This window comes from Ursidibacter sp. B-7004-1, from assembly GCF_053654055.1.
Map to the genome: position 1 here is coordinate 60,338 of NZ_JBSIUP010000007.1, position 26,927 is coordinate 87,264.

Genomic DNA, 26,927 nt, shown 5'->3' on the forward strand with positions numbered 1-26,927 from the left:
GTATGGTAATTATTTTTCTCAGATTTTGTCATTCCGTTTCTTAATAAATTAAGACTTATTACAATGACATTTTGGGGGAACGGGATCATCACCTCCTTCACTTAAAGGGTGGCAACGGCTAAGACGTTTTGCGGTAAGCCAACTCCCTTTTATTGCACCGTGAATACGAATTGCATCTAACGCATATTGTGAGCAAGTGGGGTAAAATCGACAACGGGGGCCCAGCAATGGGCTAATCACGTAACGATAAAAATGTACCAACCCAAGTAATAAATAGGCTATTAAGCTTGGTTTTGCTTGGTTTGTTGGGCGAGACGAATGTGGCGTTGCCATAGTTTTTCCAAAATCTCGAATAATTCTGCGTTACTTAATTTGCCAATGCCTGCTTTAGCGACAAAAACAAAATCATAACAAGGTAGCTGTTGCTGTTTTAGACGGAAACTTTCTCGAACAATGCGTTTAATTCGATTGCGATCGTGGGCTCGTTTTAAATGTTTTTTGGCAACAGTTAAACCTAAGCGAGGGTTTTCAAGAGAATTTTCTCTTGCAAGAAGGGTTAGTTGTGGAGTGCTTGCACGAAAAGGCTGTTCAAAAACAGCTTTAAATTGAACGGGAGCTAACAGACGTAGCTCCCGAGAAAATGTTAGCTTCACACTAGCCATTTTTAAACTAAGTGTTTTGGCTTATGCTTACTGCTATTACGCAGATAAGCTCTTACGACCTTTAGCACGACGACGTGCTAATACTTGACGACCGTTTTTAGTTGCCATACGAGCACGGAAACCGTGAGTACGAGCACGTTTTAATACTGATGGTTGAAATGTACGTTTCATTTGCTATCTACCTAATAAATTAAATAATATTGGCTATATGCCAAATAAGGATCACGAAAAATAGAGTGCGAATTCTACCGATAAAGAAAGTAAAGATCAAGGTAATTCATCTTTTAGTTAGCGTTTTATTGCTAAAAATAGTACACCAAGTACGATTAAACCAATTCCCGTCCATTCTTGCTCTGTTGGTCTTTCTCCTAAAAAGAGTACCGCAAATAGCGTAACAAATAAGATACTCAATTTATCAATAGGGGCTACTTGTGATGCTGAGCCTAGTTGCAAGGCCTTAAAATAAGCGACCCAAGATGCCCCTGTTGCCAAGCCTGATAGAATTAAAAATGTCCAATTTTTGCTAGTCAATTGCCCAAAAGGTTGCCATTTTCCGCTATAAGTAAGGAAAGCACAAAGAGCGATTAAAATCACAATAGTACGAATGAACGTTGCAAAATCAGAATCAATTCCCTGTAAACCGACTTTCGCAAAAATCGCAGTAAGCGAAGCAAAAATTGCTGACGCTAATGCCCAATAGAACCATTCTTGTGACATAACATTCCTTTTTTAACCTTAAATTGAAGCCGTTATTGTATCAGTAAGCGGTCAAATTCCGCATATTTTTTGCAACTGATTTACCCTTGATTTCTTAGGGCTATTTTGTTAAAAGATTATTTTCATTGAGAATAATTTTATTTTAGGGGGAAGTATGATTCAGCAAATTAAGCAATTTCTGAAAATGGAGTCGGCAGGTGGCGTTTTATTATTGATTTTTGCAACCTTTGCGATGATTTTTGCGAATTCACCATTAAAAGAGCTTTACTTTGACTTTCTTGAAATGCCTGTGAGTATTCAAATTGGATTGTTTAGTATTCATAAACCCTTACTAATGTGGGTCAATGATGGTTTTATGGCGGTATTTTTCATTCTTGTAGGCTTAGAAGTGAAACGAGAAATGCTTGTTGGAGCACTCTCTAGCTATCAAAAAGCGATTTTCCCTGCGATTGGTGCTGTGGGCGGAATGGTTGTTCCCGCACTTATCTATGCTTTATTGAATTTATCTTACCCTGAACACCAATCTGGGTGGGCAATTCCAATGGCGACAGATATTGCCTTTGCGGTAGGCGTACTTGCTTTACTTGGCAAACGTGTGCCTTTTGGATTAAAGATTTTCCTATTAGCGTTGGCAATTATTGATGACCTTGGAGCAATTGTGGTAATTGCCATTTTCTTTTCTCACGAGTTAAGTACGACAGCATTAGTCTCTGCAGCTATTGCGATTGCTGTATTAATTGCAATGAATCGCTTAAAAGTTACCGCTTTGTGTGCTTATTTAGTGGTTGGGATTATCTTATGGGCATCCGTATTAAAATCAGGGGTACACGCTACCCTTGCTGGGGTGATTATTGGTTTTTGTATTCCATTAAAAGGTAAAAATGGCGAAAAACCACTACTTGAATTAGAGCACATTCTTGCTCCTTGGTGTTCTTTTGTGATTTTACCCCTTTTTGCTTTCTCAAATGCTGGCGTATCCTTATCAGGAATGGGGTTACATAGCTTAACTTCAACCTTAACACTAGGTGTTGCACTCGGGCTTATTGTGGGTAAAACATTGGGGGTGTTTAGTTTCAGCTATCTTGCGGTTAAATTAGGGATTGCCAAACTGTCAGATGGTGTAAATTTAAAACAAATTTTTGCCGTAGCAGTACTCTGCGGTATTGGATTCACAATGTCGATGTTCCTTGCTGGATTAGCATTTGGAGGAGAAGAAGCTGATGGTAAATTTATGTCTTTGGCTCGCTTAGGGATTTTAATCGGCTCATCAGTGTCTGCAATACTAGGTTATGTGTTATTAAAACGCTTTACTAAACCTGTAAAATCAGCTAGAGCTGCATAGATAATTAAGAATATGGTCGATTAAGGTTGAGGTGATAGTTGCAATTGTACAAAGAATTACATCACCTCAACTGAATGATTTTCACTCTAATCTCGCCAAACAATTTCACACTCAACAACACAATTTTCAGGGGATTTCCCTTGTAATTTTTGGCGTAGTGTTGCGAACACTTCATCAGCAATTTGTTGATGGTTTTGTTTGATGGAATGAATATGAAAAGGCAATGCATTTAACAGATCGTGATCGTCAAATGTTGCTAAATGGAGTTCCCGATTAAGTAATTTATCCATCTGTTTATGCTCGGTGAGATAGCGTAATACCCCTTCTAAAATCGTGTAAGAGGCGGTAAAGATTGCTTGGGGAAGTCTGCCTAAACGAGCTACAACTTCTTGTAACATCTCATAGCCAGCTTCAGGCTGGTAATTTTTATGCAGAATCCAACCGCCTTGTTCCTGTAAATTTGCTTGTTTTAGACCTTGTTGAAAACCAGCCAAACGAGAAAGGCTCGGCGATAAAGAGAGCTGACCACCAAAATAGAAATACTCACTAAGTTGATAATCCATTGCCACTTTACTTACCACTTCGGCAATTTTCTGTGTATCTTGGCTGATAACATAGCAGAGATCTAAGTTAGAGACATAACGGTCGATTTGAACCACTGGGGTATGTTTCATTATGCTTTTGTAGTATTTCGGATCTTGATGTGTCGGTGCAGTGATCAGCAGGTCGATCTGGCGATCTAACAAACGATCAATCGCTAATTTTTCTTGAGCAGGGTTGTCATCAGAACAAGCAACAACCAGTAATAAGCCATTTTCACGACATAATTTTTCTAAACGTTTTGCTTTAAAAGCAAAGCCGTAGTTGGTTAGATCAGGAATAACCAAGCCAACTACATTCGTTCGTTGCATTTTTAAGGCTTTCGCAGAGGCATTTACGCGGTAGCCACACTCTTTCGCCACCGCTTTTACTTTCTCACAAGTTTCTGGTTTGATACGAAATTGGTCAGCTTGACCATTTAAAATCATACTGACCGTTGTTTTGGATACGCCACTTAATTCGGCAATATCATTGAGTGTAACTCTTTTTCTTGTGAGTGGAATATTCATCGTCTTCCTTGATAGGCAAATCTACGCAGATTTGCCTATTGTACTCTATTTATATTCAATTGCCGAAACTTGTGCGATTTCTAAGGATAATGGTTGAGAAACTTGAATAATATTTTCTCTATTCTCGATAAAAAAGCGTGAAGTCAGCACTTTTTCGCCATCATTGATAAAAATTTCCATTACAGAACGGTCGAAGAAAATTTCGACTTTTTCCAATTTATCCACTTGGCAATATCGAGTTTCGCCAAATTGTGCCATTAGTTCCGTTTGTTCTGATGCACTGCGATCAAGAGAGAGCAAACCGTCTTGATAGCTTAAAGTTAAATGTTGCCCTTGCTCGTTATCAAAAAAACGAATGTTAAGCGGTTGGTTTTGCCATTCAAATTGCAAATAGGCAGTATCTAAATGCTCGATAATTTGGCTATGTTCAATGGTAACTTTTTGGCTGGAATGGCATTGTGCATAAACTTCCACCACTGGTTTTTGGTAAACCTTACCATTCTGCACAGAAAGCTGACGTGGCAAACTGAGCATAGAGTGCCATTTGTAGCGGTCGGTCGGATAGGTTAAATCAGGCAACCCCACCCAACCATATAAAATCCCAGTGCTGTTTTGCACCGTTTGTGGTGCATAGAAATCAAAACCGTAATCTAACTCTTCAATATGTTCAGCGTTAAATTGATGTTGTGATAACTTGCCGATAGCATAGGTTGCGTGGAAATTATTTTGGAATTGTTGCGTTTCACGCAGTTTCCCTTGTGGCGACCACACGAAAATATCCTTACCATTCAGTTGGAACAGATCAGGGCATTCCCACATAAAAACGTTTTGGTTATCAAAATTTGGTAAAGCCAATTCAGCGATAAGGCGTGGTGTATCGTCCAAATTATCCATTTCATAGATTAACGCAGTGCCTGTGAGATCTTGGCGTTGTGCCCCTAATACAAAACGAATTTTGCCTTCCGTTGTAATGTAAGGTTTTGGATCACGAACGTGTTCAGTGTAGCCTTCAGGAGCTTGGTCGATAATGCAGCGTTTTTCCAGTAACGTACCAAACTTGTCAAAAATCGCAATATTTTGATGCGGTACACGCTGATTATCGCTGGCTCGGCGTGTATTACCCGTATAGAATGCGACAATTTTATCTTGCCATAAAATCGCACCACCTGAATAACAACCGTGAGATTCAAACATTTCATCGGGAATTAGGCTATCGGCTTCACTGAAAGTGTGAAAATCCCGAGTAATAAAGTGCTTCCAATGCTTCATTCCGTGTATAGCATCATAAGGAAACCATTGATAGAAAACGTGATAGTGTTCACCATCAAAGATCAAGCCGTTAGGATCATTGAGTAGTCCTGTTGGTGGAGCGAGATGATAAGTTGGTCGGAAGTCTTTATCAGATAGCACTTGCTCACGAATTTGTGCAAGTTCTCCAGTGGATTGAGCGTGTAAGCTCTTATACTTACCTTGATTAAAAATATGCATTGTTTTTATCCTTTTAAATAAGAAACGGCTGACATTAGAAGATAGTGCATTACAACGCACTACTTACAAAAAATCGACTCAATCCAACCGCTTACTATTAAGGGGCTAATACCATTAACTTGCTAAAAATTCATCAAGTTGTTGTTTATTTGGGAGTGCAGACATTGCCCCTTTCGCTGTGGTAGCTAACGCCCCTGACGCATTGGCTTTACGGATAATTTCCGTTAAAACTTGCTCACTTTTCCATTCTGACTGTTGTGATAAGCCAGCAAGTAACCCACTCACAAAAGCATCGCCTGCACCTGTGGTATCAACGGGCTGTAATGCTTTACCCGCCACGACTTTACTCTCACCATTAAGATGATAAATTGCACCATCTTTACCTAAAGTAATGATAATAAGCTTTTCTGGATATTGAGCGGTAATGGCAGATGTCGCTTGCTCAAGGGTTGTCGTATTGGTTAATAGGGTTAATTCTTCTTCAGAGAACTTTAACACATCCGCCATTGCCACAACGCTATTTACTACCGTTTTCATTTCATCAAGAGATTGCCATAAAGATTCGCGTAAATTTGGATCAAATGAGAAGAAACCGCCCGCTTGTTTAATACGGCGAATAGCTTCAATGGTGGTTGAACGAGAAGGATTGTTGATCAACGCAATAGAACAGCAGTGTAACCATTCGTTGCGATTAAAATGCGGTAGATCTGTTACTTCTAAGAATTGATCGGCACTTGGATTGACCATAAAAGTAAAACTACGTTCGCCATTATCAAGCCCAACAATAACCGTTGAAGTTCTTTGTTGTGGGTCGAGAACCATATGCTCAGTAGAAACTTGCTCATTTTGTAAGGTTTGTTGCATAAACTTACCAAGCGGATCATTTCCAACACGCCCAATAAACCCTGTTTCACCACCTAAACGAGAAACCCCAACAGCCACATTTGCAGGTGCACCACCCGCACAGCGTAAATAGTGATTTTCGCCATCTGGAATTAAATCCACAACCGCATCACCTAACACCCAAATTTTGCTCATATTTTATACTCTCTAATTAAAAAATTTATAGAACGAATAGTAGCTAAAACGTTTTAGTTTTGCAATTTAAGAAACTGTTTAGGGCAATTTTTATTTGGGTAGATTAGCAGTTATATTCATCTACTTCTCTACTTTAACCCTCCAATTTATTTTTAATTGCCTCTTATGATGAAAACCCCACACAGTTATGATAAACCCTACCCCACAAAAGATAAACAGCGTATAATCTCTACTTTCGTTTTATACAGAAGTCAAAGGGCAATATAATGAGTCAATTTTTTTATATTCATCCAGAGAATCCTCAACCTCGTTTGATTAACCAAGCGGTTGAAATTATCAAAAAAGGAGGGGTAATTGTTTACCCAACAGATTCTGGCTATGCTCTTGGGTGTGGATTAGGTGAAAAGCACGCAATGGATAAAATTGTGGCTATTCGTAAATTACCTGAAAATCATAATTTTACTTTAGTATGTAGTGATTTATCTGAGCTTTCGACTTATGCGTTGGTAACAAACCAATCTTATCGCTTAATCAAAAATAATGTGCCAAATCCTTACACTTTTATTTTACCTGCAACAAAAGATGTACCTCGCCGTTTACTGACAAAACGAAAAACCATCGGTATTCGAGTACCTGATAATGCGATAGCATTAGCGTTAATTGCTGCACTGGGAGAACCGATTCTCTCTTGCTCGTTAATGCTTCCTGATGAAGAAATTACCCAATCTGACCCTGATATGATTCGAGATTATCTTGAACATCAAGTAGATTTAATTATTCACGGTGGTTATTTAGGTCAAGACCCAACAACGGTGATTGACTTAACCCAAGATAGCCCTGAAATTATTCGAGTTGGCTCAGGTGATCCGACTCCGTTTAACTAATTCCCTAATTTAACCCAAATAATCGACGCTTGTGAAAGCGACAATAAGGAACAAAAATGACAACATTTCGTAAATCAAATAACCCTAAGCGGTCAGATTCTACAAAAAATACACAAACCCCACGCTCAAATCGCCAAACGACTTCTCGTTCACAGGTTGTAAAAAAAGTTGAAAAACCTACCGCTATCAGTGAAGTAAGTGTAACTAAAACCACCAAAGTCGTTGGAGAGAAATTACAAAAAGTATTAGCTAGAGCAGGTCAAGGTTCTCGCCGTGAAATTGAAGAAGTGATTGCAGCAGGACGAGTCAGTGTTGATGGAAAAATAGCAACCTTAGGCGACCGAGTTCAAGTCAGCTCAAGTACCAAAATTCGTATTGACGGGCATTTAGTCAATCTAATCCCAACCCAGAAAGAAATTTGTCGAGTATTGATGTACTACAAACCAGAAGGAGAACTTTGTACTCGCTCTGATCCTGAAGGTAGAGCAACGGTATTTGACCGATTACCACGCATTAGTGGCTCTCGTTGGATTGCTGTCGGACGTTTAGATATCAACACATCGGGCTTACTATTATTTACGACCGATGGTGAATTAGCCAACCGCTTAATGCACCCAAGTCGTGAAGTTGAACGTGAATATTCAGTACGCGTTTTTGGGGAAGTTGATGATGCAATGCTACAACGCTTACGCAAAGGCGTTCAACTTGAAGATGGCCCAGCAAGTTTCAAACAAATTAAAGTTATCGGTGGAACAGGGCTTAATCAATGGTTTGATGTTACCTTAACCGAAGGGCGTAATCGTGAAGTCCGCCGTTTATGGGAGTCTCAAGGTATTCAAGTAAGTCGTTTAATTCGTATCCGCTACGGCAACATTAAACTGGAAAAAAGCTTACCTCGTGGTGGCTGGGAAGAAATGGGATTAGAGCAGGTAAACTATCTACGAGAGTTAGTTGGCTTATCTGCCGAAACAGAAACAAAAGTTGATGTCACCAAAAACCGTCGTCGTACCAGTGCAAGACAGATCAGAAAAGCGGTAAAACAGCATACTAAATACCGTAAAAACTAATAAAATAGTGCTAGGTATTTTTGCCTAGCTATTTTTTTAAGGATCATCAATGACTACTTTCAATCTTCGTTTAAAAGCTAAAAGTGAATTAACGCCACACCCCACAGCTCAATACTGGCGAAAGTGCCAAGTCGAAGAGTTATTTGAAATGCCATTTATGGAGCTCGTTTTTAAAGCTGCTCAAGTTCACCGCGAGCATTTTAATCCGCAAGAAATTCAGCTTTCTACATTACTCTCAATTAAAACAGGTGGTTGCCCTGAAGATTGCGAATATTGCCCACAATCTGCCCGCTATGATACAGGGCTAGAACGCCAAACAATGCTTGAAGTTGAAGAAATTTTAGAAAAAGCCAAAATAGCAAAAGCTCGTGGGGCGAGTCGTTTTTGTATGGGGGCTGCGTGGCGAGGTCCAAAACCAAAAGATATTGATACGGTATCTAAGATCATTTCGGCAGTCAAAGATCTTGGCTTAGAAACTTGCGGCACTTTTGGTATGTTAGAAGATGGAATGGCGGAAGATCTCAAAAATGCAGGATTAGATTACTACAATCATAATTTAGATACCGATCCTGAACGCTACCATAAAGTAATTCATACTCGTAGCCACGATGATCGAATGGACACTCTCGGCAAAGTACGCAATGCGGGCTTAAAAGTCTGTTGTGGTGGTATTGTGGGAATGAACGAAACTCGCCCTGAACGAGCAGGGTTAATCGCAAGTCTTGCAAATCTAGATCCACAACCTGAAAGTGTTCCGATCAATCAACTAGTTAAGGTAGAAGGTACACCTTTAGCAGAAGCGGAAGATCTGGACTGGACTGAATTTGTTCGCACCATTGCGGTAGCTCGTATTACAATGCCAACAAGCTATGTTCGTCTGTCCGCAGGGCGTGGTAATATGCCTGAAGCAATGCAAGCACTTTGCTTTATGGCAGGAGCAAACTCCATTTTCTACGGCGATAAACTACTCACTACCGAAAATCCTGAAGAAGATCACGATAGACAGTTAATGGATAAGTTAGATCTCTATCCGTTAAATTACCAAGCTATCTGACACCTAATAAATTCTATAAGATCTAAAAATAGAAAAAGCGACTTAAATTTTTATATAGTGCAATACATATTTTTCTTAGATATGAAAAAGGAATGTATTCTTTTTATCTCTACTATACCCGAAAATATAATGATTTTTGTGAAGGTTTGGATAAACCTCTAGACATAGGTCTAGAGGTCTTGCAGTCAGAATACTTTATAAATTATTAGTCTTTTTTACGCCCAATAATTTGGCTTAAAATCACTAAGGCGAGTGAGAAGATAATCATTATAGTCGCAAGGGCATTAACTTCAGGCGTTACCCCTGTTTTCACTAATGAGAAGATCTTCAATGGTAATACTTCGTAACTTGCACTGGTTACGAAAGATGAAACAACCACATCATCTAGTGAAATAGTAAAGCTCAATAACCAACCTGACACAATCGCTGGTAATAATAACGGAAGTAAGATCTTACGCAAAATTACCATTTCACTAGCACCTAAATCTTTTGCTGCTTCAAGCATTTTTCCATCAAAATCTTTTAAGCGTGAAGAAACAGTAATTACCACATACGGTAAACAGAATGTGATATGTGCAAATAATAGCGACCAGAATCCTAGTGATACACCAACTAACATAAATAACGCCAGTAAAGAAACTGCCATTACAATATCAGGCGACATCATTACCACAAATAACATTCCGCCCACCGCTTGTTTACCGCGGAAACGATAGCGATATAACGCAATAGAGGTTAATGCACCAATTAAGGTTGCAAAGGTTGCTGAAACGAAAGCAACTGTTATAGAGTTCATTGCTGCTTGGATCAAGGTATCGTTATTAAACAAACGTTCATACCAGTTCCAACTAAAACCTTTCCACGTTAATCCATAGCGATCAGCGTTAAAAGAGTTTACGATTAAAATAATAATTGGAATGTACAAATACGCGTACACCACAAACATAAAGAGGCTTTTAAATACGCGTTTCATTACTCTAACTCCACTTTCTTATTCATTAGTTTATTTGCACGATAGTACACATAAAGCATTAACGCCATTAAGATAGTTAAGGCAATACTGATTGCTGAACCAAACGGCCAGTTACGTGTTACCAAGAATTCACTCTTAATAATGTTACCGACTAGTAATACTTTCGCACCACCTAATAAATCTGCTACATAGAACATTCCCATTGCAGGAAGTAATACTAATAAGCAACCTGCTACAATACCTGGCATTGTAAGTGGAATAATTACTCGAATAAAACGTTGGAATGCATTTGCACCTAAGTCTTTTGCAGCTTCAAGTAAGCGACCATCAATCTTCTCAATGGAAGAATAAAGTGGCAAAATCATAAATGGTAATAGGATATAAACTAAACCAATAACTACTGCAATTTCTGTATTTAAAATACGGATAGGCGTATCAATAATACCTAAACTGAGTAATGTTTCGTTCAAAATCCCTTTTACCCCTAGAAAAATCTTCATTCCATAAATTCGGATCAACGAGTTCGTCCAGAACGGTAATACCACAAGAAATAACAAAAATGGACGGTATTTCGTTGGCAATTTTGCGATCATAAATGCAAAAGGATACCCAATCACTAAACAAATAATCGTTGAGATCCCTGCCATATAGAGCGAGTTCCACAACACTTGTGAATATAGCGGATCAATTAAACGAGTATAGCTATCTATTGAGAATGTAAATTCAATTAAGTTGCTGCTGTCTTTCGTCATAAAACTGGTAAATAGTACCAGTAAATTTGGAATTAAGACGAAAAAAATCAACCAACCGAAAATAACTCCAACAGTAATATTTTGGAATTTATTACTAGCGACCTTCATCGTTGAGTACAACCTCCCAGCCTTCGTGCCACGTTAATGCCACTTTCTGACCTACTGAGTGATCCATATGCGGATCGTCTTCGTTAAAGAATTCACTAACCAATACTTTCATCTGATTATGATCAAGAATAACGTTAGACTCTAACGTCATACCTTTATAAGTACGGTCACTGATATGCCCGATAATCGCTTTTGAACTTTCGTTCTCATCAAGCTCTTCAATCAAGATATCTTCAGGACGAAGTAATACTTTAAGTTTTTGATTTGGGTGAACTGGCATATCTGTATAAATCTCACAGATACGTCCTTCTACGTTCGCTTTTACGGTTTTCTCGCTGACACGCTCGATTACAGTTGCATCGAATACGTTAATTTCACCGATAAAACGTGCAACGAATAAATTACTCGGATCCTCATAAATTTCACGAGGTGAACCATCTTGTTCAATATTTCCTTTATTCATCACAATAATACGATCAGACATTGTTAATGCTTCTTCTTGATCGTGAGTAACGAAAATAAAGGTAATACCTAATTGACGCTGTAAAGCTTTTAGCTCATTTTGCATCTCTTTACGCAATTTGTAGTCAAGTGCAGAAAGTGATTCATCTAATAACAGTACTTTTGGCTTATTAACTACGGCGCGTGCAATTGCAATACGTTGTTGCTGCCCACCAGAAAGTTGAGAAGGTTTACGTCCAGCCATTTCTTCAAGACGAACCATTCGTAAAGCGTCCATTACACGCGGTTTAATTTCACTTTCAGGTACTTTCTGCATTCTTAAACCAAATGCCACATTTTCAAAAATTGTCATATGTGGGAAAAGGGCATAACTTTGGAATACGGTATTGACAGGGCGTTGTTCTGCTGGAATGTTAGACACATCTTGTCCATCCAAAATAATTGAACCTTCCGTTAATTCTTCAAAACCCGCAATTAAACGTAATGCAGTGGTTTTACCACAACCAGATGGACCTAAAATTGTTAAAAATTCACCATCGTTAATGGTAAGATTTAAGTTATCAATAATTGTTTTATCACCATAACGTTTCGTTATAGAACGAAGCTCAATAATTGGTTTTTGATCTAACTTTTCCATTTATTTTTGTTTTCCCCCTAGGGTATTGTTGAGAAAAGGCAAAAATCTGAATAAAAATTCAGCGTGAACAGCGTCATCATAACGCTCTAGAATAATCTACAATAATATAGTGAATAAGGGGGGAATGAAAGTAAAAATTACGAATTTAAGGAATTTGCTTTAATTTTCTATTGTGAAACCAATCATCAAAACTAATGTAAATTTATCTCAATATTGAGTCAAGAAACTCACTCTATTTAAAAATATATAAGTTTAGTTTGGTTTAGTATTGAGACCTTACGTATAGCCCAAAAAATTATGACAACAGCATAGGTTTTCAATACTAAAATAATACTATTAAAAATACCCCAGAATCTCACCGCTTATTTTTAGAATTTATATTCCGTAAAGCCTTTCGCAATTCCCACAACCACCTGAGTGGCTTGTGCCATTACATCAACAGAGATAAATTCAAAACGCCCGTGGAAGTTTTCTCCACCTGTAAATAAATTAGGTGTTGGTAGCCCCATAAAAGAGAGATTTGAGCCATCTGTACCGCCACGAATAGGCTCAAGATTTGGAATGATACCGCTTTGCTCCATTACTTGTTGAGCAATTTCAATTAAATAAGGATAGTTTTTTACCACTTCGTGCATATTGCGGTATTGTTCGTTAATTTCGACTTTACCGCATTTCTCTCCGTAGATCTGTTGCATTTCTGCCATTGTTTGTCGTAAGTATTCTCCATACATTGCCAACTCTTCACGACTAAAACTGCGTAAGATATAGTGCAGTTGGCACTGATCTAAAGCACCGTCAATATGATGCAACAACATAAAGCCTTCACGCCCTTCACTCGTTGCAGGCGTATTGTGTGCTGGTAAACGTTGTTGAAACTCACAAGCTCGTTCAAAAGCGTTGATCATTTTACCTTTGGCTGTGCCAGGGTGAACGCTACGTCCGAAGAAGGTAACTGTTGCGGCGTCCGCATTAAAATTCTCATACTGCAATTCCCCCAAAGGACCACCATCAAGGGTATAGGCAACATCAGCCCCAAATTTTTTCACATCAAAGCCTTCTGTGCCACGCCCGATTTCTTCATCAGTGGTGAAACCGATTCGGATTTTACCGTGGGGAATTTCGGGGTGATTAAGCAAGTACTCTGCCGCAGAAAGAATAATCGCAATACCCGATTTATCATCAGCTCCAAGTAATGAAGTGCCGTCAGTCGTTACTAAAGTGTGTTGTTGCAATTTTAATAAATTAGGGAAATCTTTTGGCGACAGAATATCACCACTGCCTTGCAATACAATATCGTTACCATCGTATTGTTCAATAACCTGCGGTTTAACATCTTTGCCGTTAAAATCTGGGCTGGTATCTACGTGAGCTAATAGCCCTAATACGGGAATATCCTGTGATATATTTGCTGGTAATGTTGCCATTACAAAACCACGTTCATCTAGCTCAACTTCCGTTAGCCCCAGTTCTGTCATTTCATCTCGTAATAGACGGAGCAAATCCCACTGCTGTGGTGAACTTGGAATAGTGGTGCTATTTGGGTCAGAAGTGGTATAAATTTGGGTATAGCGTAATAAACGTGTTAGAAGTGCTGATTTAAAAGCCTGTCTTTCCATTGTGTTTCCTTAATTTTTCTCAACAAAGTGCCATTATTCACATTAGGGCTATTATTCTAGAAAATTCCATAAAAATCTAAAACTCCAAGACATTTTTCTATAAAAAATGATGAAAATCGTAGTGCCTACTCTCACTTCATCAAAATAAAAAGTAGCTTAAAAACAATAAAAAATACAAAATTACAAATTACGCATTACATTTTACATTTCATTGCATTAAATAAACCACCCCCCAAATAATAGATTATTATCAATAAGTTGATTTTTTTATCTTTACACAAGATGTCAACTTTTGTCAAAAATCAATGTGTTTTGGCTCATTATTGGATATGCTGATTTGCATAATCAGTCAATAAAAAGTAGCATTCATTTCGTCATTTAGACAAACAAAATTTTTTTAAGCTACTTTTTATTCGGAGAGAAAATGACTGAAAATCGTTTTATTACTATTTTAGGTTGGATTGCCACTTTTACTGCAGTGTGTATGTATGTTTCCTATCTTCAACAAATTGATCTAAATTTATCGGGCAGTAAAGGCGGTGCGATTCAGCCATTAGCTACCGCAATTAACTGTACACTTTGGGTGGGATACGGTTTATTAAAAACCAAAAGAGATTACCCCGTTGCTCTGGCGAATTTCCCTGGCGTAGTATTAGGATTGATTACGTTTATAACGGCACTTTAAGGAAGAACTACAAGGGCTTAATCAGCCCTTGTTGTACACTAAAACGTTTATCTGATTGTTGGTCTTGCCACTGCATTTGATTAAGCTGATCTTGGGTAATGGCGGTAACGAAAACTTGTGAACCGCTTTGACGTAAACGCTCTGCTAATAAAGCTCTTTTGGTTGGGTCTAGCTCTGATGCAAAATCATCAATTAAAAATAAACATTGACGAGATTTTTGTGTAATTAAATATTCCCCTTGTGCCAAACGTAAGGCACACATCAATAATTTTAACTGTCCACGAGAGAGAACATCTTCCACTGGTAATCCATTGGCTCTAAAACGGAAATCTGCTTTTTGTGGCCCTACCATTGTGTACCCAACAGAGCGATCTCGTTCAAAACCTTGCATTAAAATCTCACTATATTCACTCTCTTTTTCCCAACCTTGATGAAAGCTGACTGTAATTTCTAATTCAGGTAAGAAAAATTGGCAGGTTTTTTCAATTTCAGGGCGAAGAGCCTCAGCGTAGGCTGCTCGCATATCACTCACAAGATGAGCTAATTTGGCTAATTCAATATCCCAAGGGCGTAATTCTACATAGTTTCGAACTTGAGCCAATGCTGCATTTCGTTGTTTAAGTAACCGTTTAAGATTTGCCCAATGGCTATAAAACTCATTATGCTGATGGAACAATCCCCAATCAAGAAAAGCTCGGCGATAGGTTGGTCCACCATTTAACAAAGTTAGTCCTTCTGGTGTAATCACTTGCATTGGCAATAAATGAGCGAGATCGGAGATCTTTTTTCCATCTTCACCATTGATTTTTAGTGTAGTATCGCCCTGTCTGGTTTTTTGTAACCCTACTGACCATTCGTGTTTCGCTTCCTCTACTCTACCGAATAACACAAAATGGTCGTGATCGTAGTTAATTACCCGATTACTGATATGGCTTTTAAAGGATCGACCGTGTCCTAAATAGAAAATCGCTTCAAGTAGGCTTGTTTTACCACTCCCATTTTCACCGACCAAAAAGTTAAAGCCGTGGCTCAATTCGAGATCCACGGCAGTTAAATTACGAAAATTATTGATAATTAAACGAGATAATGACATTACAAGCGGTTAGATTTTTGATTATAAACGCATCGGCATTATTACATATTCTGCCGTTGAATTATCACAATCTTCAATTAAACAGCTTGAGTTTGCATCAACTAAGTTAATACGAACACGTTGGCATTTTAACGTATTTAATACATCTAATAAGTAGCTGATATTAAAGCCAATTTCCATTTCTACATTTTCGTAAGAAACATCAACAATTTCTTCTGCTTCTTCTTGCTCTGGGTTATTTGCTGTTAATTTCAGTAAATTTTGGCTTAATGCTAAACGTACTCCACGAAAACGTTCATTGGATAAAATCGCCACACGCACCAAAGAGCGTTTTAAGGTTTCGGCATCAGCTTCCAATACACGATCTGCATTACGCGGGAATACTCGGCGATAATCAGGGAAACGCCCATCAATCAATTTTGAAGTAAAGACGATACCGTCCATTGATACACGCAAATTATTCGTGCCTATTTCTAAACGTACCGCATTATCGCTATGTCCAACTAAACGAGCTAACTCGAGTACTGCTTTGCGTGGCACAATCACAGAATGTGTTAAAAGCTCTTGGTTTAGTGGAATGGTACAAACCGCAAGGCGATGACCATCAGTGGCAATGGTTCTTAATAAATTTCCTTCCGTTTCAAACTTCATTCCATTTAAAAAGTAACGGGCATCTTGGTTTGCCATTGAAAATTGAGTGGCATCAATTAAGCGAGCAAGAGTTGCTTGATCGATAGTGAAATCTACTTCAGGTTTCCAATCCATTAAATTTGGATAATCCGATGCAGGTAAAGTCGCTAAATTAAATTTGCTTCGATCGGCACGAATTAACGCACGATCTTCTTCGAATTGCACTGAAATCAAGCTATCTTCTGGTAAAGCTCGGCAAATATCTAAGAATTTCTTCGCAGGAATAGTAAATTTTCCTGCGGATTTAACCGCTTGTGCCAGCTCTGCTTGGGTGGTTAATTCTACTTCTAAATCTGTCCCTGTTAATGCAAGGCGATTACCTTCAATTTCGAGTAGAACATTGTTAATAACAGGAAGGCTTGGGCGGCTATTCAATACCCCACAAACCTGTTGTAAAGGTTTTAGTAACTGTTCACGAGTAATTGTAAATTGCATAACCATTCCTTAAGACGATAATTTACGGGTTAAATTAGTATAATCTTCTTGAATACTGCTATCTGTATCACGCATTTCGCTGATTGTTTTACAAGCGTGCATTACGGTAGTGTGATCTCTACCACCAAATTCTCGCCCGATTTCAGGCAAGCTATGGTTCGTCAGCTCTTTTGCTAATGCCATCGCCATTTGACGTGGTCGAGCAACGGATCGTGTTCTACTTTTTGATTTTAGATCCGCCATTTTTATATTGTAATATTCTGCAACTGTTTTCTGAATATTTTCAATCGTAATTAAATGATCGTAAGATGCAATCAGATCTTTTAATGCTTCACGCACCGCATCTACCGTAATCGGACGATGAGTAAAGTTACTCCACGCAATTGCACGATTTAACGCCCCTTCAAGTTCTCTCACATTGGTTCGTAATTTTTGTGCAAGAAAAAAAGCAACTTCTTCTTCTAAATATACGCCACGTTCTTCAGCTTTTTTCATTAAAATTGCGACTCGAGTTTCAAGCTCTGGCGGCTCAATAGCTGCATTTACGCCCCAACTTAAACGGGAACGAATACGCTCTTCAATATTTTCAATGTTTTTAGGAAATACATCAGAAGTTACAATGATTTGTTTACTACGTTCAAATAGTGAATTAAAGGTATGGAAAAATTCTTCCTGTGTAACTTCTTTGTTGGCAAAAAACTGAATATCATCAATCATTAATACATCTAACGAGCGATAAAATTTCTTAAATTTTTCAATAGTATTTGCTTTAATAGCTTTTACCATATCTTGCACAAAACGCTCCGAATGAATATAAACCACCCGAGCATTCGGATTATGACTTAAAATTTCATTACCAATCGCGTGTAATAAGTGTGTTTTACCCAAGCCTGTTCCACCATACAATGAAAATGGATTACAGTGGTTTTCACCAGGGTTTGCCGCAACTTGTTGTGCAACAGCTTTCGCTAGTTGGTTGGATTTACCTTGTACAAAGTTGGCAAAAGTAAGTGTTTCGGTGATGCCTGTGCGTAAATTTGACGGTATGGGATCACTATCTGCCTTTTCTACCACTGGTGCAGCCTGCTGTTCAGTCGGCTTAGTACCAACTCTTAGAGAAATTTTCAGCTCATCATTTTTAGCCAAAAAACGAGCTAAACCTGTAATCTCAGTAATAAATTTATCCTGCACCCAATTTGCCACAAACTGATTTTGAGCATAAAGCACAAGCTCCCCATTAACAAGATCTGCCTGAAGTGGACGTAACCAAGTACTGTAATCTGTTGCGGAAACTTTTGTTTGTAAATGGCTTAGACAATCAGACCAAAGGGAAGACACAATTTGCTCCAAAATAGTAATGAAAAAGGTTTGTTATGATACCTGAAAAATTGCATAAGATCTCACGATCTTACAAAAATTTCTGTGGATTTTATAACAGATCCGAAGAGTTGCTTAAAAGATCAAAGAAATATCGTTAGGTTTTATAAAATTTTCCTATTACTCCCACTACAATTTTGCTATGTAATAATCCAAGATCTATATCTTAAGATTTTTTTAAGATTTATACGCTTAAATACCCCTATATAAATTAGGTTTTATTTTTAGAAGGAAAGCAAAATGTTATCTCGCCGAGAGTTTATTTTAATGAGTGCTGGTGCAGCATTGGTAGTGAGTTTACCCTCTTTTGCCCAAGGTGCTGTAAAACCTGAAAAAGCTATCGCATTGACCCAAGTTTTTGGCGATGGTGTGAAATTAACCGCTGTGGCGGTGGAATATAATCAAGCGGTCAGTTCTGCTGAAATTTCTGCAAAGGATTTCAACGTTGAAGGTAGAACGATTACCAATGTTTTTGTGAGTAATACAGCCAGTGTGGCAGAAAAAGCAGAAACAGGACACTTTGTTATTGTGGAATTATCGCTAGATGATCCGAATTTATCCTTGGAAGACAAAATTCCAATGACAAATGCGACTGTGAGTAGTGATAAACCTAAACGTGGTGGAAAGAAATGGGTTGCTGGCGATAAACCTGCGACTAATCTGATTTTCAAAGACCCACAAGCCACTATTCGTGTGAATAACCAATCTTTAACCACTATGGAAGTGAAATATCCGATTGTTGATGATTTTCAACAGTTAATTTTTGAAGACAAGCAAACGGGTAAAACCTTACGCTACAATCTTTATATTCCAAAAAATCAGCAAGATAAACCTTTGCCTTTAGTGTTATTTATGCACGACGCAGGAGTGACGAGCGAGTTTCATCGAGCAACTTTATTACAAGGTTTAGGGGCGTTATCTTGGGCAAGCCCTGAAGATCAAGCTAAACGCCCTTGCTTTGTACTTGCACCACAGTTTGATGAAGTGATTGTTGATGATAATTCTGAAGCTTCGCCAATGTTGGATACAACCGTTCATTTAATCGAAAAACTGACAAAAGAGTACAACATTGATACTAATCGTCTTTATACCACAGGACAATCGGGCGGTTGTATGATGTCGATTGCGATGAATATCAAGTATCCTGATCTGTTTGCTGCTGCCTTTTTGGTGGCAGGACAATGGAGTGCAGATTTAGTTGCCCCATTAGCCAAAAAGAAATTATGGATCTTAGTTTCTGCTGATGATTTAGGGGCATTTCCTGGTCAAAATGCTATTACTGAACGTTTAGAAAAAGAAGGAGCGAAAATTAGTCGTGCGATTTGGGACGCTCGTTGGAATGCCGATGAATATCGCTTTGCTTATGATGATATTACGGCTGAAAATAGTCCGATTAACTACACCGTTTTTGCTAAAGATACTGTTTTTCTACCGAATGCAAGTAAAGAAGGGGCAAGCGGACACCGTAATACTTGGCGTGTTGCTTATAGCATTGAACCTATTCGTGAATGGTTGTTTGTGCAGCATAGATGATCTTAAACTCTGTCATTGTCCTTTAATAAAAAATTAAAGGGCAAAACCTAATATACCAAAAGTAGTGAATTCACAATAGAAACGACAAAATAAGTACCGAACTCTCAAATTTACAAACTTAATCACTCGGAATAACCGCTTCTCTCGCAATCCAACTAATCCAAGTTTGTTGTAAAAGCGGTTTTAATTCGGCACTATTTGCGGTTAGCATTTCAATCTCTTGCAGAATATTGGCTAATGATGCACTCTGTTCACTTAAATAAGTGAGTAGCCAAAAATCCAGTTGGTTTAAGGCTTGAAAATAGACCCCAAATTCACTGTCTCGCCACACAATCAGTTGAGTGGCTTGAGATGTTAATTCAGCAAATTGCGAGCTAATAAAATCGCTCTCATAACTGCGTAAAAAAGCACAGCCTGATAATTTCATTTCCGTTTGTTCGTCCCACTCAAATGATGACGGTACATTTTCTTGAGACACTTCTGCCAATAGTTGTGTATATTCAAAATCCATTAGCTCAAGAATGGCGGGAGTAAATAACTCTCGCTGTTGGCAAAAAGTGAGAAATTCCCCTGCGATATCTTGGAAATAAGGTGAATGGGCTTTCCCTTCTCGAATAAAGGTTTCTTTGCTTTCTGCCCATTGTGAACTTTCAAGATGCTTTGGCACTTCTACATAGCAACGGTCGATAAATCCTAGTGTGTTATTTCTGACTAAACGGGCGTAAACGGCTAAACGAATGGGATCGTACGAATGCTCTGCCGATATACCTTGCCGAATGGCATTGGCAAGGGCTTGTTGAGTTTCAACAAGTTGATTATGGCTATTTGTGATATCTTTTATGCTCATTCGTTTTCCCCTTTTTCGTTATTTTGCATATTTTTTCTGTAATGTGGCGATATGCTGTACTTCAGCACATAATTCTGAAAAGGGTGGAAAATTAAAATCACGTTCCAATAATGTTGGCGGAATATGGGGTAAACGTTGATAAGTATAATCAAGCAGATCCCAAACCGTTCCTTTTACCGCTTCACCGTGAGTGTCGATCAATAATTCGGGTAGATGACGAAATTCTCCTTTGACTTTATTAAACGATTCGCCACTTTCATTGATAGGCGTGGTTACCGAATGATCTTCATCGTGTCCTGCGATATGAATGTAATTCACTCGGCTCACATCGACATTATCAATAAACACATAAGGATCGAGCAAACCGTGATTAACGCCATTTACATAGATGTTATTTACGTCTAAATGGATACCGCAATCTGCTTCTTGTGCGATCGCATTGAGAAACTCCACTTCATTCATCGTGCTAGTTGGTGAATGTAGGTAGTAAGAGGTGTTTTCCAGAGAAATTCGACAGCCTAAAAAATCCTGTACATCACGAATACGTTGCGCGGTGTGTTTTACGGCTTCATCGGTAAAAGGCATTGGCAAAAGATCATATAAATGCCCTTCACATTCACAATAGCTTAAATGTTCGGAGAAAAAATGGGCGTTATATTGTGTCATTAAGGTTTTGATCCCCTTTAATAACTCTCGATCTAAGGGAGCTTGCCCACCTAATGAAAGCGATAAACCGTGAACAGCGAGGGGAATTCGTTCAGCTACTTGATCAAATTGATAACGAGCTAATCCACCCATTTTGAGCCAGTTCTCAGGGGCAACTTCCATAAATTGAATAATGCTATTATCGGGTAATTGTAAAAAATCAGCGGCTAAATCACGACGATAGCCCAAACCTGCACCCACAATCATTGTTTTCTCCTTTTGGTAAGCGGATAGATTTGCAAAAAAAATTGCAAATCGCCCCGCTTATTTTGTTGAGTTATGGCTTATTTTGAACCGCCACATTTACCTTCGCCGCATTTGCCTTCAGCTGCTTTCATTTTGGGTTCGGCTTTTTTATCGTGTCCGCCACATTTGCCTTCACCACATTTACCTTCGGCTGCTTTCATTTTTGGATCGGCTTTCATCTCATTACCACCGCATTTGCCTTCGCCACATTTACCTTCAGCAGCTTTCATTTTGACGCATTTACCATCTTTCATTTCCATACAGTTATCTGCAGCCATTTTATCCATAGACTTTGTTTCTGCACTTGCTTGAGCTGAAACTGCCATAGCTAATGCACCAGCTAATGCGGTTAATGTTGTTACTTTTTTCATTTGGAACTCCTATTAGTTTTTTGTAAGTTTAAAGAAATCTCAACCACTGACGAGTTGAATGTTTTTTCTGTAAAAAATAATCCACAGAAAAGAACCCTGCACCTTGCATTAAGAGTGGTAATAGCGTTACCAAATAGATCAATGGCATTTTAAAACCGCTATTGCAGACGTTATAACCAAGCCCAGCGTGAACGGCATACCAAGCAACTAAGGTTAAAACCGCCAAACTTAATGCACTAAATCGTGTAAATAAACCGAGAGCAAGCAACACAGGAAAGAGCAGCTCACTCCCCATTGCCACTAGCCAGTTAAAATCGGCAGGTAAAAGATTGAACGGAAATGGAAACTGATCTTGAATTGAAGCAAACCAGTTTTCACCATTCCATTTTTCAATTCCTGCTTCTAAAAATTCATAGGCTAAAAATAGGCGAAGCCCTAATAAGCCTAATCCCGTTGCTGATAAGCATTTAACCTGACACTCTGTCGGTGTTGCTTTTATTAGCATTGTTGTCTCCTTTTATTCACGCTTTGCAAAATTAGACGGAGTGCTTTCTAGGTTCTTACAAAAATTTCAAGATTTTTTGGGAATAAGTTATAAAGGAAATAAAATATCATTATTAATCAATTGGTTATGATTAATAAAACTAGAGCAAGGAAATGAGTAATAAGTCGGTTAATAAAGATATTTGTATAGTAATGGGATTCGAGCCTATTGTAGATACGATAGATTAGGTTTTTTTATCGCAATGACATTTTGGGGGAACGGGGTCATCCCCCGATGGCACGAGTTTCCAACTCGCCAAAACAATCTTTTGCAAAAAATTGAGCGTATTAAACCGCTTGTAAGAATTCTAGAACACCCGTGTGGACACTGGTGTTATTGGGGTTAATCTATTACAGTCCCTAAATTTTAGAGTTTTTAATTTTTTGTCTTTTTACTATTTTTAAATTTTGCAACAATTATGATAATAAAAAAAACTATTATTGATTTAGGTAAAGAACTATAAAAAATCTCCCAAGACATCAACCATTCATTATTGTAAATATAATGAATAACCCGATTTGAGAACACAATAAGAATAATTCCTGTATAGAAAACTAAAAATGCAAGAATTAAATAAAAAACATTCTTCATTATTTAATTTCCTCTTATTCATTTTTATCGTCAATCATTAATTCAGAGAATCCCCCCGATGGCGCGAGTTTCCAAACTCGTGCCAAAACAATCGTTTGCAAAAAATTGAACATATTAAACCGCTTGTAAGAATCCTAGAACACCCGTGTGGACACGGGTGTTATCGGGAAAATACCTCCCAACCCCTTATATTTTTTTACTTCCCGCAAGAAAATTTAGTACTTTTATAACTACAACTATAGGAAAAACATCAAAGAAAATTGATATAAAATTTATACTAAAATCAAAACCGGAAAGAATAACTATCATTATATAAAATACTACGGTAGCCAAAACACATTGAGATATAGAAATAAGAAGTTTTTTCATATCACTCAGCTCCTTTATTACTATATTTCTCCAATTTTTTCTTTGTTTCATCAGTTAATATTGAATTAATACTACCTGACAGGGGTTCTGATAAAAAGCCTCTATATCCAAGAGCACTACCAACTGAAGATGATATTACATTTTCCTTAAACGCTTCATTACCACTTTGATTTTTTAAAGTTATACTAGATACCGTATTTATCCCTAAAGCCTGTAATGTATTCGTATTAGCTGTAATCCCTCCCATTAATCCCGACTTCAAAATGTTATTTGCTGTTCCAATTAAATTTGTTGGTGTGATGTCTTTTTTACCCTCTGAATAGGTGCGACTTTCAACAACAAGTTCTCCAACCCCTCCACCTAAAACACCTAATCCAAATTTCTTGGTTCCTGTATTTTCTATCGCATTATTTAAATTTCTAATAATGATAGCTCCTGTATTATTAATATAAGTTGCTCCTACTTTCACATCCTTCCCTAACTCTCCAGCAACATATTTAACATCCCCACCGATACGGGTAACTTCATTGGCTAATACACCTGTTGCTTTAGCCGCACCCATTACGATTGGTTTTGCACCAAACACCACTGATGGAGAGCTATAAATGAGCTCCGCAGTTTCCGAATTTATTCCCGTCAGTTCTGCTAACGCTTTTGCTCCCACTGTTGATGTATATTTGCCTGAATACATTGTTCTCGCTCCTGCCACTGTATTATCTACGCCATACGCAGCAACTGGAACGCCACCTACACAGCCTAATCCCGTTTCACACATCCCTACACCTAAAGCGGTTGCTGCAACGCCACCTGTCGCCTGAGCTAAACCTCCTGCTCGATTCATTACTTGTAAATTTGCATCATCATAATCTTTTACTCGGTAAACATTGTTGTAGTTAAACATTGGTTTTAATATGCCAGCAGCAAAGGCATCATTACCAATCGTACCAACTTGTTTAGACAGTAATGCTCTTTCACTCGCAAATTCCGCACTATTCCCTAAATCCTCCAATGCCTTCGCTTTAGCATATTCTGGATCATCACTTGGAATTTGTGCCGATTGGTTTACCGTATTGCTATCGCCCAAACTCTTTACACTTACAAAATATTGCATTTACTCTTTCTCACTTGATATCTTTAATAAAGCTAATAAGTGAAGATGATACCCATATAACTAAGAAAAATATAATGTTTTTATATACATACTCAAAAGAAAAGAAATAATAACTCTGATCTATAATACCAAGAGTTAAATATCTTTTAATCCATATAGATAGTTGAAAAAACAAGATAATATAAAAAGATAATTTAAAATTTTGCTTTAAATAAAGTAACATCATTTATTTACCCCGATGGCGCGAGTTTCCAAACTCGTGCCAAAAAATCTTTTGCAAAAAATTGAACATATTAAACCGCTTGTAAGAATCCTAGAACACCTGTGTGGACACGGGTGTTCTCAGGGGGATCACCTCCACTCTCAATTTCTGTGTAACTCTCTTTGCTAGCTACTTGGTTGCCTATATAGATATAGCCATTTCTATAACAAGATCTACCGTTTCTCCTACTTTAAGTTCTTCAATGATATAATATATATATATTTTTTTTCCAATCGAAAACTTTTTTATATCTTCTGTTTTATTTAAATATATTCCCGATGAGTATTCATCTCCATTATCACCAATGAATTCAAAAGAATTAACTGTGTAATTATCTTGACCAGCCGAATAAAGTCTAGTTATAGTTCCAGATAATATCTTATGAGGAATAATATTATTTTCTATATTGCACCACCACTCAGATGAATTATATAAACCATATCTACCTTTCAACCCTATATTTGGTTTACTTTTATTTAAAGTCAATTCCTGAACAGCTTTAACATGTTCTATATCACTATCATTTTTCTCTTTTAAATTAAATACCAAGCACATAGAGTTTTCTAAGTTCAAAAGCATACTCACTCCTTATCCATTTTTTCAAATTTAATTATATTCTCATTAAATTTATTAAGACCATCGCTTTTCCCTAACCCAGTATTGACAACCCCGAACCCTTTATTAATAGGTATATCTCTATGTTTTCCCTCTAACTTAAATTGTACTTTATTATTTTCAGCCCAACCTTTTTCTGCCCTCAGCATATTGGGAAACACATATTTTTGAGTTACATAATTACCAACAACTCCAATTTCTTGAAGCATTAAAGATGTCCCTGGTTTTGTTGTAAATTTGACTAACACTCCTTCATAATTCTTAGAATACTCAGCTAAAGGAGAAATAAACGTTTCATTTGTTGCAGGAAGTCTCCCTTCAATTAAGAGACGTTTATAATCAGGCTCAGATAATGTTCTATAATAGATTTCATTGCCGTATTTATCTATTTCAAGATAAGGGCTATATGGATTATCTATTTGGGTCTTAGGTAACGCATTTAAGCCCTGCTTGTAACCTACAGATAGTGCCTTCCCTACAGGAGCAATTTCAGTCATTCCTAAGGCAATCCTTGCCCCTTGAATAGCCGTTACTTCCGTACTCATATCTTTGCCGTAAAGATAATCTACATCCGCTTGCTTATAGCCCTTACGAAATAGCTGCCCAGAAGCTGAGTCAAAACTATTCCAAGCATTTTTTATACAATCACCTGTGAGTGCACAATCCATCGTTGCCGCACCTATACCTTGAATCGTTTCTTTCGGGTTATCCAGTGCATAAGCCGTTGATTTTGCTGTATTCACTACGCTATCCTTTATACTTTGCGGGATAACATGATTGTTAATCTTCGGTTGAACCGCATTGGTGAAAATGCGATGATTTTGTTCATCATAAGCTCTTAATTTATCCGCATAAAGCCCCGTGGCTTTCTTTTCATCGTCCGTTGCTGAAAATAATGCCTGCTTTTTGCCTTCGGCATTGATAAAAGTTTGTTGCGAACCAACCGGTACATCTCCCATAAAACCCGATGAGGTTTTTAAGAATTGGCTTGCTGCGAAGTCGTTTTCTCCAATCATTTTTTCCCAGAAGAAATCGACCTCTTGAGCTGCCTGTGCAATTAAACGTTTTTCTGCTGTTTCCTTATCAATCCCTTGCTCCTTCGCAAATTTCTCTGCATTGTCCTTAATCCATTGTATTTCATCAGGATGCAGTTGCCTGTTAAACTGCTCCGTCCTTAACGCCATCTGTGCCGATTGGTTTACCGTATTGCTATCACCACCTAAACCAGCACCAATCAACGCCCCCAAGCCTGCTGCACTCGCTTGCTGTATCGCATTGCGTTGGTCTTCTGTTAAAGCGGTGTTTTCTTTTAAATAATTTGCAATTTCGGTATTGATATATTCACTCCCCATTGCTGAAAGCGTGCTGGCTGCCACATTACCTCCACCTACTTTGGCTGAGAGATAACCTACTAAACCGTGTAAGGCGATTTTTTGCGGACTGCCATCTTCCCAATTCATATACTGAGCTAAATCACCAACGGCTTTTGCCCCCATCTCTGCCATTATTTGTGTCGCTTCTTGTCGCTCTTGAATTGCCTGTAA

The 26,927-nt window shown here is 38.0% G+C and carries 28 protein-coding genes; 6 read left to right on the plus strand and 22 right to left on the minus strand.

Annotated features, from left to right (window positions below; all coding sequences use genetic code 11):
- Positions 1-48 precede the first annotated feature (48 nt).
- The 4 genes from yidD to ACWIW0_RS03745 all read right to left on the minus strand — a co-directional run bounded on the left by yidD (position 49) and on the right by ACWIW0_RS03745 (position 1,379).
- Complete coding sequence (yidD, locus tag ACWIW0_RS03730) at positions 49-333, minus strand: membrane protein insertion efficiency factor YidD (protein WP_454452248.1); 285 nt, start codon at positions 331-333, stop codon at positions 49-51.
- On the minus strand, positions 282-662 hold the full coding sequence (rnpA, locus tag ACWIW0_RS03735; protein WP_454452249.1) for a ribonuclease P protein component: 381 nt from the start codon (positions 660-662) through the stop codon (positions 282-284). The genes yidD and rnpA overlap by 52 nt, the downstream gene beginning before the upstream one ends.
- A gap of 36 nt (positions 663-698) precedes the next feature.
- A complete protein-coding gene (gene rpmH / locus ACWIW0_RS03740; protein ID WP_005599701.1) occupies positions 699-833 on the minus strand; it encodes a 50S ribosomal protein L34 in 135 nt (44 codons plus the stop codon).
- Positions 834-950: 117 nt separating this feature from the next.
- The gene (locus ACWIW0_RS03745; RefSeq protein ID WP_454452250.1) at positions 951-1,379 is read right to left on the minus strand and encodes an EamA family transporter; all 429 of its coding nucleotides are present in this window, start codon (positions 1,377-1,379) and stop codon (positions 951-953) included.
- A 154-nt stretch (positions 1,380-1,533) separates the two neighbouring features.
- Between ACWIW0_RS03745 and nhaA the strand changes: the two genes are divergently transcribed.
- Positions 1,534-2,721 (plus strand): Na+/H+ antiporter NhaA, encoded by a 1,188-nt coding sequence (gene nhaA / locus ACWIW0_RS03750; protein ID WP_454452251.1) that lies wholly within the window; start codon positions 1,534-1,536, stop codon positions 2,719-2,721.
- An 86-nt stretch (positions 2,722-2,807) separates the two neighbouring features.
- On the opposite strand, the gene ACWIW0_RS03755 is transcribed toward nhaA, so the two are convergent.
- From ACWIW0_RS03755 to ACWIW0_RS03765, 3 genes are all read right to left on the minus strand, one after another.
- On the minus strand, positions 2,808-3,830 hold the full coding sequence (locus tag ACWIW0_RS03755) for a LacI family DNA-binding transcriptional regulator (protein ID WP_454452252.1): 1,023 nt from the start codon (positions 3,828-3,830) through the stop codon (positions 2,808-2,810).
- A gap of 45 nt (positions 3,831-3,875) precedes the next feature.
- The gene (locus tag ACWIW0_RS03760) at positions 3,876-5,318 is read right to left on the minus strand and encodes a glycoside hydrolase family 32 protein (RefSeq protein WP_454452253.1); all 1,443 of its coding nucleotides are present in this window, start codon (positions 5,316-5,318) and stop codon (positions 3,876-3,878) included.
- A gap of 114 nt (positions 5,319-5,432) precedes the next feature.
- On the minus strand, positions 5,433-6,356 hold the full coding sequence (locus tag ACWIW0_RS03765) for an aminoimidazole riboside kinase (protein WP_454452254.1): 924 nt from the start codon (positions 6,354-6,356) through the stop codon (positions 5,433-5,435).
- A 266-nt stretch (positions 6,357-6,622) separates the two neighbouring features.
- Between ACWIW0_RS03765 and ACWIW0_RS03770 the strand changes: the two genes are divergently transcribed.
- The 3 genes from ACWIW0_RS03770 to bioB are packed head-to-tail and all read left to right on the plus strand — an operon-like array spanning position 6,623 to position 9,361.
- Complete coding sequence (locus ACWIW0_RS03770) at positions 6,623-7,240, plus strand: L-threonylcarbamoyladenylate synthase (RefSeq protein ID WP_454452255.1); 618 nt, start codon at positions 6,623-6,625, stop codon at positions 7,238-7,240.
- 56 nt (positions 7,241-7,296) lie between these two features.
- A complete protein-coding gene (rluB, locus tag ACWIW0_RS03775) occupies positions 7,297-8,307 on the plus strand; it encodes a 23S rRNA pseudouridine(2605) synthase RluB (RefSeq protein WP_454446641.1) in 1,011 nt (336 codons plus the stop codon).
- 49 nt (positions 8,308-8,356) lie between these two features.
- Positions 8,357-9,361 carry a biotin synthase BioB gene (gene bioB, locus ACWIW0_RS03780; RefSeq protein ID WP_454452256.1) on the plus strand — a complete coding sequence of 335 codons (1,005 nt, stop codon included), beginning with the start codon at positions 8,357-8,359 and terminating at the stop codon, positions 9,359-9,361.
- Between the two features lie 205 nt (positions 9,362-9,566).
- Here the strand turns inward: bioB and potC are convergent, their stop codons facing one another.
- The 4 genes from potC to pepT all read right to left on the minus strand — a co-directional run bounded on the left by potC (position 9,567) and on the right by pepT (position 13,909).
- Positions 9,567-10,334 carry a spermidine/putrescine ABC transporter permease PotC gene (gene potC, locus ACWIW0_RS03785; protein ID WP_454452257.1) on the minus strand — a complete coding sequence of 256 codons (768 nt, stop codon included), beginning with the start codon at positions 10,332-10,334 and terminating at the stop codon, positions 9,567-9,569.
- A complete protein-coding gene (gene potB / locus ACWIW0_RS03790) occupies positions 10,334-11,194 on the minus strand; it encodes a spermidine/putrescine ABC transporter permease PotB (RefSeq protein WP_454452258.1) in 861 nt (286 codons plus the stop codon). The genes potC and potB overlap by 1 nt, the downstream gene beginning before the upstream one ends.
- The gene (gene potA / locus ACWIW0_RS03795) at positions 11,181-12,293 is read right to left on the minus strand and encodes a spermidine/putrescine ABC transporter ATP-binding protein PotA (protein ID WP_454443826.1); all 1,113 of its coding nucleotides are present in this window, start codon (positions 12,291-12,293) and stop codon (positions 11,181-11,183) included. The genes potB and potA overlap by 14 nt, the downstream gene beginning before the upstream one ends.
- A gap of 368 nt (positions 12,294-12,661) precedes the next feature.
- Positions 12,662-13,909 (minus strand): peptidase T, encoded by a 1,248-nt coding sequence (gene pepT, locus ACWIW0_RS03800; protein ID WP_454452259.1) that lies wholly within the window; start codon positions 13,907-13,909, stop codon positions 12,662-12,664.
- A gap of 424 nt (positions 13,910-14,333) precedes the next feature.
- On the opposite strand from pepT, the gene ACWIW0_RS03805 reads away from it, so the two are divergent.
- Positions 14,334-14,594 (plus strand): SemiSWEET family transporter, encoded by a 261-nt coding sequence (locus tag ACWIW0_RS03805; RefSeq protein WP_454452260.1) that lies wholly within the window; start codon positions 14,334-14,336, stop codon positions 14,592-14,594.
- Between the two features lie 7 nt (positions 14,595-14,601).
- On the opposite strand, the gene recF is transcribed toward ACWIW0_RS03805, so the two are convergent.
- Genes recF through dnaA form a run of 3 tightly spaced genes read right to left on the minus strand, consistent with a single transcriptional unit; the run spans position 14,602 to position 18,162 of the window.
- Positions 14,602-15,687 carry a DNA replication/repair protein RecF gene (recF, locus tag ACWIW0_RS03810; RefSeq protein WP_454452261.1) on the minus strand — a complete coding sequence of 362 codons (1,086 nt, stop codon included), beginning with the start codon at positions 15,685-15,687 and terminating at the stop codon, positions 14,602-14,604.
- A 21-nt stretch (positions 15,688-15,708) separates the two neighbouring features.
- Positions 15,709-16,812, minus strand: coding sequence for a DNA polymerase III subunit beta (dnaN, locus tag ACWIW0_RS03815; RefSeq protein WP_454446979.1), 1,104 nt, complete (start codon positions 16,810-16,812; stop codon positions 15,709-15,711).
- 9 nt (positions 16,813-16,821) lie between these two features.
- Entirely contained in the window at positions 16,822-18,162 is a 1,341-nt protein-coding gene (gene dnaA, locus ACWIW0_RS03820) for a chromosomal replication initiator protein DnaA (RefSeq protein ID WP_454452262.1), read from the minus strand.
- A 267-nt stretch (positions 18,163-18,429) separates the two neighbouring features.
- On the opposite strand from dnaA, the gene ACWIW0_RS03825 reads away from it, so the two are divergent.
- Positions 18,430-19,722: a prolyl oligopeptidase family serine peptidase gene (locus ACWIW0_RS03825; RefSeq protein ID WP_454452263.1), complete on the plus strand. Its 1,293-nt coding sequence runs from the start codon at positions 18,430-18,432 to the stop codon at positions 19,720-19,722.
- Positions 19,723-19,840: 118 nt separating this feature from the next.
- On the opposite strand, the gene ACWIW0_RS03830 is transcribed toward ACWIW0_RS03825, so the two are convergent.
- The 8 genes from ACWIW0_RS03830 to ACWIW0_RS03865 form a co-directional block, all read right to left on the minus strand.
- Positions 19,841-20,569 (minus strand): HvfC family RiPP maturation protein, encoded by a 729-nt coding sequence (locus ACWIW0_RS03830; protein ID WP_454452264.1) that lies wholly within the window; start codon positions 20,567-20,569, stop codon positions 19,841-19,843.
- Positions 20,570-20,587: 18 nt separating this feature from the next.
- A complete protein-coding gene (locus tag ACWIW0_RS03835; protein ID WP_454452265.1) occupies positions 20,588-21,481 on the minus strand; it encodes an HvfB family MNIO-type RiPP peptide maturase in 894 nt (297 codons plus the stop codon).
- 77 nt (positions 21,482-21,558) lie between these two features.
- Positions 21,559-21,891 carry an oxazolone/thioamide-modified RiPP metallophore HvfA gene (gene hvfA, locus ACWIW0_RS03840; RefSeq protein ID WP_454452266.1) on the minus strand — a complete coding sequence of 111 codons (333 nt, stop codon included), beginning with the start codon at positions 21,889-21,891 and terminating at the stop codon, positions 21,559-21,561.
- A 28-nt stretch (positions 21,892-21,919) separates the two neighbouring features.
- Entirely contained in the window at positions 21,920-22,396 is a 477-nt protein-coding gene (locus ACWIW0_RS03845; RefSeq protein WP_454452267.1) for an HvfX family Cu-binding RiPP maturation protein, read from the minus strand.
- Between the two features lie 816 nt (positions 22,397-23,212).
- Positions 23,213-23,395 (minus strand): hypothetical protein, encoded by a 183-nt coding sequence (locus ACWIW0_RS03850; protein ID WP_454452268.1) that lies wholly within the window; start codon positions 23,393-23,395, stop codon positions 23,213-23,215.
- Between the two features lies 1 nt (position 23,396).
- A complete protein-coding gene (locus tag ACWIW0_RS03855) occupies positions 23,397-24,506 on the minus strand; it encodes a hypothetical protein (RefSeq protein ID WP_454452269.1) in 1,110 nt (369 codons plus the stop codon).
- A 403-nt stretch (positions 24,507-24,909) separates the two neighbouring features.
- Positions 24,910-25,347 (minus strand): hypothetical protein, encoded by a 438-nt coding sequence (locus ACWIW0_RS03860; protein WP_454452270.1) that lies wholly within the window; start codon positions 25,345-25,347, stop codon positions 24,910-24,912.
- Positions 25,348-25,349: 2 nt separating this feature from the next.
- Positions 25,350-26,927, minus strand: a 1,578-nt coding sequence (locus ACWIW0_RS03865; RefSeq protein WP_454452271.1) for a hypothetical protein, incomplete at its 5' end; no start/stop codon positions are given.